Source organism: Sulfuricurvum sp. IAE1 (assembly GCF_004347735.1).
Taxonomy (GTDB): domain Bacteria; phylum Campylobacterota; class Campylobacteria; order Campylobacterales; family Sulfurimonadaceae; genus Sulfuricurvum.
In genome coordinates, this window is the sequence record NZ_SLTI01000038.1 from 54956 (window position 1) to 61479 (window position 6524).

The 6524-nt window shown below is 48.6% G+C and carries 9 protein-coding genes, 1 tRNA gene and 1 other RNA gene; 7 read left to right on the plus strand and 4 right to left on the minus strand.

All coding sequences use genetic code 11. The annotated features are described in order from the left end of the window. Positions 1–11: 11 nt before the first annotated feature. Positions 12–800, minus strand: coding sequence for a 3-methyl-2-oxobutanoate hydroxymethyltransferase (gene panB / locus E0765_RS05110; protein ID WP_132812145.1), 789 nt, complete (start codon positions 798–800; stop codon positions 12–14). 142 nt (positions 801–942) lie between these two features. Between panB and E0765_RS05115 the strand changes: the two genes are divergently transcribed. The 7 genes from E0765_RS05115 (at position 943) to E0765_RS05145 (ending at position 4753) form a co-directional block, all read left to right on the plus strand. Beyond that, positions 943–1347, plus strand: coding sequence for an Hpt domain-containing protein (locus tag E0765_RS05115; RefSeq protein ID WP_132812146.1), 405 nt, complete (start codon positions 943–945; stop codon positions 1345–1347). After that, positions 1344–2084, plus strand: a complete 741-nt coding sequence (gene trpA, locus E0765_RS05120) for a tryptophan synthase subunit alpha (protein WP_132812147.1) — start codon at positions 1344–1346, stop codon at positions 2082–2084. The genes E0765_RS05115 and trpA overlap by 4 nt, the downstream gene beginning before the upstream one ends. Before the next feature lie 30 nt (positions 2085–2114). Next, positions 2115–2483, plus strand: a transfer-messenger RNA (tmRNA) gene (ssrA, locus tag E0765_RS05125). Positions 2484–2669: 186 nt separating this feature from the next. Then, a complete protein-coding gene (locus E0765_RS05130; protein ID WP_132812148.1) occupies positions 2670–2912 on the plus strand; it encodes a hypothetical protein in 243 nt (80 codons plus the stop codon). Positions 2913–3055: 143 nt separating this feature from the next. After that, the gene (locus tag E0765_RS05135; protein ID WP_132812149.1) at positions 3056–3643 is read left to right on the plus strand and encodes a hypothetical protein; all 588 of its coding nucleotides are present in this window, start codon (positions 3056–3058) and stop codon (positions 3641–3643) included. 33 nt (positions 3644–3676) lie between these two features. Beyond that, a complete protein-coding gene (locus E0765_RS05140) occupies positions 3677–3931 on the plus strand; it encodes a hypothetical protein (RefSeq protein WP_132812150.1) in 255 nt (84 codons plus the stop codon). A 12-nt stretch (positions 3932–3943) separates the two neighbouring features. After that, positions 3944–4753 (plus strand): hypothetical protein, encoded by an 810-nt coding sequence (locus E0765_RS05145; RefSeq protein ID WP_132812151.1) that lies wholly within the window; start codon positions 3944–3946, stop codon positions 4751–4753. A gap of 5 nt (positions 4754–4758) precedes the next feature. On the opposite strand, the gene E0765_RS05150 is transcribed toward E0765_RS05145, so the two are convergent. From E0765_RS05150 to E0765_RS05160, 3 genes are all read right to left on the minus strand, one after another. Further along, a tRNA-Arg gene (locus tag E0765_RS05150) sits at positions 4759–4835 on the minus strand. A gap of 80 nt (positions 4836–4915) precedes the next feature. Further along, complete coding sequence (locus tag E0765_RS05155) at positions 4916–5485, minus strand: alkylphosphonate utilization protein (protein WP_132812152.1); 570 nt, start codon at positions 5483–5485, stop codon at positions 4916–4918. A gap of 25 nt (positions 5486–5510) precedes the next feature. Then, positions 5511–6305 carry an MBL fold metallo-hydrolase gene (locus E0765_RS05160; protein ID WP_132812153.1) on the minus strand — a complete coding sequence of 265 codons (795 nt, stop codon included), beginning with the start codon at positions 6303–6305 and terminating at the stop codon, positions 5511–5513. Between the last annotated feature and the right edge of the window lie 219 nt (positions 6306–6524).

The window sequence follows — 6524 nt, forward strand, 5'->3', positions numbered from 1 at the left end:
AGTCTCTTTCTTCAGTAAATGTAGTTTTCATCGGGGAAAGCGCGTGAACGCACCTCCGCTGCATAGCGCCCGGCGGCCTCTTTGACCGCCGCCGCACCGTTGAGGTATTGCTTGACGAATTTCGGGACGAACGGCTCGTAAAAACCGAGCATGTCCGAAAAGACCAGTACCTGGCCGTCGACGCCGTTGCCCGCACCGATTCCGATGACAGGCACCGATACGCTTCGCGCTACGCGCTCGGCGACGTCGGCTTTCACCCCTTCGATGACCAGGATAAAGGCTCCCGCCGCTTCGATAGCGCGGGCGTCGGCAATCAGGGAAAGGGCTTCGTCTTCGGATTTGCCTTTGACTTTGTATCCACCCTCCGCACGCACTGCCTGTGGCAGCAGACCGATATGCCCGCACACGGCGATGCCGTTGGCGGTCAGATGACGCACAAGCTCGGCTTTATCGGCTCCCCCTTCGATTTTGACCGCGTCAGCCGGCGTTTCGCGATAGACCCGGATTGCGTTTGCGAGGGCCGTAGCATTGTCGGTGTAGCTTCCGAAGGGCATGTCGGTGATGACGAACGTATGAGGCGCCCCTTTGCACACTGCGGCGGTATGATAGATCATCTGCTCCATCGTAATGCTCAGGGTATCGGGATTGCCTCCGAAACTCATGTTCAGGCTGTCCCCGACGAGTAAAATATCGGCACTCGGCGCCAGTAACCGTGCAAAAAGGGCGTCGTAAGCGGTGATCATGACCAGCGGTTCGCCGTTTTTCCGTTTGAGTATGGAACCGATCGTAAGTTTTTTCATCGTTGTCTGATCTCTCGTACTGTGTGTGATTAAAGTAGATAGTTTACCCAAAATTTGGGGTATATCGCCATTCGATGACAACCTTAAGTGAGGATATTAAACAAAACGTGGTTATAATTTGACCGCACAGGAGAAGATCGACATGGGCATACGCAGCGAACTAGAAGCGAATTTCGATTTTGAAATCATCGACGAGTTTCTGGACCACTACGCAATGATGGTGGAGATCATGGAACCGTTGATCGTCGATCTGGGAAGCGAAACACGCTACCATCGCAGCATCGACGAATTGTTTCGCATTTTCCACAACATCAAATCAGCGTCGGGCTATTTGCAGATGGAGCCGATGACACGCCTTGCGGCATTTGTCGAAGAGGCACTCGAACAGCTTCGGACCCGCGATAAAAAAGCCAATGACGAGACCGTCAATTGGATGATCAGCGTGGCGGATATGTTCATGCAGTGGCAAGAAGATCTGAAAATGGACAATGAACTCTCCCATGTCCACTTTTCCCTTTTAATTTTACCCGATATGGAGTCAGAGTGAAACAACTCGTAGCATACATCACCGCAGGATATCCCGATACCGGATTTACGGTTGATTTGGCATTGTCACTGGGGGAAAACGGTGTCGATACCCTGGAACTGGGAGTCCCTTTTTCCGATCCGGTTGCCGACGGTCCGGTTATCGAGGAAGCAAACGGCCGCTCCCTTGCTCAGGGATTCCGTTTTGCCGATCTTTTGACGATTTCCGAAACGATTGCTCCCCGCATCGATACGCTCTGGATGGGGTATTTCAACCCTTTTTACCAGTACGGGATGGAAAAATTGCTTCAGCGTGCCGAAATGATCGGGGTTAACGGATTGATTATCCCGGACCTTCCCTATGAGGAAGCAACGGCCTACGCACCGCTGTTTGAACGCCACAACCTTGCCAACATCTCTTTCGTCGCCCCTACCGACGGCGATGCGCGTATCGCAACGATCACGGCTGATGCGCGTAAATTCATCTACCTTGTCGCGTATGCCGGCATAACGGGAAGCGGCCAGAGCGAGGATCTAAGCGGTGTGCTTGCTTCCATCAAGCGCCACACCCAGACCCCGGTCTATGTCGGTTTCGGCGTGAACGAAAAAACGGCCCGTGAAAAAGTGCAGGGGGCTGATGGCGTCATCGTCGGATCGGCCATCGTCAGCGTCCTACTCGACGATACCCTGAACGCTACCCAAAAAATCGCCAAATGCTGTGAAATTACCCGCAATATTAAATCCCTGATTAACGACTAAGCATGCTATAATGGCGTATTCACTTCTCTTGGGGCTGACATGGCTTCGACGGGAGCGGGATGCTTTAGGTTGCATGCCGGACTGGGCACCTCCGTTACACGGCCCACATTGCTTAAACGCAAACAACACAAACTATCGTCCTGCTTACGCTGTAGCGTAAGTTTTAACTTAACTTAGGACTGCTTCTCCTTCCGATTCTATCTACGAAGATTTGAGAAGTATAACCTTCAGATAGATATATTCGCGGGATGTCTCGTCCGCGGACGAATTTAGAGGCTGGGGCGGTGTAGCTTTGCACGTTGTGTGAAGCCGTCCGAGACTCAAACAACGTCTCTAAGCATGTAGACGCCTTTGGTGGCCCGTTTTCGGACTGCGGTTCGATTCCGCACAGCTCCACCATTTACAACTCAACCCACTTTTTTTCAAATCATATTTTCTTATATAGTGTCACTAAAGGTTACGTGATAAGAATTTTTTTTCGTTAACCGATATTAATTTCAAAATTTAACAAAAAATTGCAGAATAAGTAATAAAATAGTAATTCTTCTATGCCAGAATAGCATATTTCTGAAAAGGGGGTATACGATGTTAAGCCTTCAAAACGAACTGCACGAAAAGCAGGAAAAAATGCTTAACAAACTCAAAAGCCTTTCCGTTGATCATCTAATCGTAGCCAAACGTGCACGAATGACGATGCGTGAAATTTTCAACTGCCTCGAAATCAGTGAAAAACAAAGCCTTTCTTTGGATTTTGTTTTCAGTGAAATGGAAGCGTTCAAACAGACAATGGCCCATTTGCTCTACAAAGAAGACTTCGCGGTTGCCTGAACCGTTTTTTTCTCCTTTGCCGCGAGCCGGCGGCCGAAATACAATCCAAAAATAATAGGTTATTTACAGTTCAAAACTTGACTTAAACTGTTTTTTAATTGTAAAATACTGTAAATAACAGTTTTTTACTTTTAAGGAATTATATGAATCTTACCATTGTCAATTTCAAAGGTGGCGTAGGCAAATCGATGATCGCACATCAGCTCATTACCGGCTTCGGATACAGCGGATGCGAGATTGATCCGTACGGTTCCCTTTGCGACCGGCTGCCTCAGAAGGTGAAAAAAATCGAATTACGTGAAAAGACGCTGCCCCTCCCTTCCGAAGCGACAATCTTCGATTTCGGAGGGTTTGATGACATCAAACTCGATCAGGCGGTCGGCTATTCGGATCTGGTGATCGTCCCGTTCATCCCCACGCTGGAAACCATTCAGGGAACGGTTGACACGTTGGTACGGATCGCTCCGATGGGGAAGCCTATTTTATTGGTCCCCAACATGAGTCAAAAAGAAAACGACATCAACGATGCCAAGTTCGTTTTTGATGAAACGCTTGGGTTTGAGACGGAGATGTTCGCATTGCCGATGAGCGTTGCCTTGCAGACGGCTATCAATGAAAACCGCTCCATTCTGGAACTTTCGGGGCAGGGCGGTATCAAAGCATATGCCTACCGAAAAAGTGCCGGATTGATTCGAGAGTTGCACGAAAAGATTCTGGAGTACAGAAATTAGGTGCAGGTTATTAACAGTTAAAAGGTAGCAAATATGGAAAAATCACCGATGGAAAACAAGTTTGCCAAGCGGGTCACACAGCGCGAGCTTTCTACGCACGTTGCGATACAGACCGCCAAACATCCGGGCGGACGCCCGAAAAAAAATGAAGAAACCAAGCAAAGCGAGAAAGTATTTCTGACATTGACGAAAGCGGAAAAAGAAAAAATGGACCGTTACGTTGAACGGACGGGCGAATCGATCGCAGGAGCAATACGCCGGGCGCTCAAAGAGATGGGGATGATATAAAGGGGGCAGAACGTGAGACGCACGACAGCATTGGCAGCCGTTTTGATTATTCTGAGCGGGTGTGCACCGCAGCCGGGCGGAATGACGGCAACGGCAGAACACAGGTGCATGGACGCAAATCGATTGAACGGATACAGTTACGAGTATCTGGAACGGACCGCGAAGCTTTTACGCGAAGACAAAAAAAACATTGAAAGTTTCGAAGGATTTATTCAGACAATGAAAGGAGCGGTCGACGATTATTCCCGGATGATCAAATCGAGTGTCTATATCTCTGACCTCGTCCGTTTTCTGCCGGTTCCGTATGCGGGAGAAGTCTCCAGTTCGGCCAAACTGGTTTCCAAAACGGTGTTGAACCTGGGCGGAGCCGCAAGTGCGCTCAATCGCTATAAAAAAAGTACGGAAAATTATCTCGCGGCATTCGACAAGCTTGAACGGAACACGGCTACTTCGGGAGAGATAGCGAAATTGGCTCAATTCGCCGATACGAAGCTTCTTGCCGATGCCGAGGATCTGCGGATCCACTTAAGGGACATTTCCGAATCGACCGCGGCGATGGCGGCTACAACCCAGAGCATTGCCGATGCACTAGAGGCGGGGAACGGTTATATAAATCAGGTCAAAAGTTTTGTCGGAATGCCTCCTGAAAATACCGATAAGACAAAAGTCGCGGAAAATCGCAATTCGATAAACACCCGGATAGCGCAACTCAATCAGAAAATTTCACTGTTGGAAAACAGTGCACGGACACATCGGCTTAATATCGCGAAAGCACGTATTTATTCGGAGTTGGCAGTAGAAACGCAAAAGCAGGGAAAATAAAAGAGTGGCACGCCCGAAGGGATTCGAACCCCTGACCCTTGGTACCGGAAACCAATGCTCTATCCAGCTGAGCTACGGACGCATGAAGCAAAGTTCGAAACGGAACCCGTTTCGAACGAGATTTGGAAGATTACTCTATTGTAGCTTAGTTCTTCTATAGACTTAGGCTTTTTTCATATATGCGGCGACGAGAACGATTGTCGAGCCGTTGATTTTGCCTTCGATGTATTTCGGATCGTCGGTGAGACGGATGTTTTTCACGACGGTGCCGCGTTTGGCGGTAAATCCTGCCCCTTTGACCTCGAGGTCTTTAATCAGGGTAACCGTGTCACCCTCGTTCAAAGCGGTTCCGTTGCTGTCCCGTGTCACTCCGCCGGATGTTTCTTCTGTACTTCCCGTTTTGAGCATTTGTGCTTGTGCCCATGATTTGACGTCATCTTCGAGATAAAGCATATCGAGTTGATCCTGGTCGCCCAGTGCGCTCAAAAGACGATATGCCATGACCTGCACCGCAGGAGTCTGACTCCACATGCTATCACCCAGGCAACGCCAGTGGTCCCGGTCCAGATCGGCCGGATTTTCAATCTGTGTACGGCAGGTTGCACAGAGATAGACAGCCTGATCCGCAGAACCGTCCGAAGGGGAAACTTCGAATACTCCGAGATTTTCAGAAGCACCGCAAAGTTCGCAGATGCCGCCGCTTCGTTCTTTTAATGTTTGTTCAATACTCATAATAACACCTTTATTAAAAGCGCTATTATAGCGTATCGGGGTGCGTAAACGCGATCCGGCTTCCGTCGACGAGGACCTCTCCTCCGTTCCTGAGCAGTTTCATGGAATCCAGCTCGCTGATGATCGTTTCTGAAAATAGGGTTTTAAGGTGCATGGTATAAACGCGGAAGTCGCTGCGTCGGCACCGCTGCATTTCATTGGCGAGCAGCAGCGGGGTGAGATGCTTGCTCTCCTGCGCAAGCTCGCCGTACCGGGAAGGATAGGAAACTTCGATCACGAGCGAATGGATGTGAGGATGGGCATCGAGCATTTCCCAGATACGGCCGCATCGATAAGTATCGGCCGTAAAGAGAATAGCGTTGCCCTCTCTTTCGATCAGATAGCCGCAGCTACCGTCGGTATGGGTCGTTTTGAACGGGGTCAGGATAATGTCATCGACGCGGTAGGCAACATCCGGTTCGATTTCTATCAATTCGAGAGTCTTTTCGGTTTGATCGAGCAGCGCAATCTCTTCGAAATTGGGCCAGATACGGTGATTGAAAATGAATCGGCGAAGATCATCCAGGGTCTCTTTCAGGGCATAAATCTTCAGAGAGACTTTTTTCTGGGTTACAAACAAGTCGGCGAGAAACGGAATATCGATGATATGATCGAGATGCGAATGGGTTAAAAAGATATGTTCAATCGTGAAAATATCGTTGCCGAATGCATTGATGAGATTGCCCGCATCAATTACGCAATGCTTTGAGACGTGAACACATGTCGTTCCCTGAGAAGGGGTACGCGTTCCGCTCGTTCCCAAAAATTCAATGTATTCCATAGCCGCCCGCAATTTTATTGTATTGTGTTGATTATAGTATATTAATCGTTAATCCTGCAATCAAAAGAAAAACGGGATATTCTTCTATTATAAATAGGGGAGTAGGGGTTTCGAAAAATCATGTCCTATTTTTGAAAATTCTTTTGGAAATCACTTGACTTCTTTGGATATTTTTCCTATAATTCCCGTCCACAAACGCTGAGAGGCCTTGAGTTAAGG